The sequence below is a fragment of the Pseudomonas sp. SIMBA_067 genome (assembly GCF_046534675.1).
GTDB lineage: Bacteria > Pseudomonadota > Gammaproteobacteria > Pseudomonadales > Pseudomonadaceae > Aquipseudomonas > Aquipseudomonas putida.
Genome location: NZ_JAWRYH010000585.1, coordinates 1 through 265, shown reverse-complemented (window position 1 = coordinate 265; position 265 = coordinate 1). Strand labels below are relative to the sequence as shown.

The following is a 265-nucleotide window of genomic DNA, read 5'->3' as shown; positions in this document are numbered from 1 at the left end:
GCCAGCATGAACACCAGTGCCTTGGGGTTGCTGACGTTGACCAGGAAACCGCGGAACATCAGGCTCAGCGGTTTGCCGATCGGGCGCACGCCGGACTCATCGGCCATGTCCATCGGCAAGGCACACCATTGCTTGTAGGCCAGATAGACGAGGTAGGCGACGCCAAACCATTTGATGATCTGGAAGGCCGTGGCCGAGGCGGCAAGGATGGCACCGACGCCGGCAGCGATGATGGCGATCTGTACGATCAGGCCCAGTTGCAGGC

At 61.5% G+C, this 265-nt stretch carries 1 protein-coding gene; it reads right to left on the bottom strand.

Annotation, left to right across the window (positions count from 1 at the left end; translation table 11 throughout):
* A partial coding sequence (locus tag SB765_RS30435) for a LysE family transporter (protein WP_410932595.1) occupies positions 1–265 on the bottom strand: 265 nt, incomplete at both ends.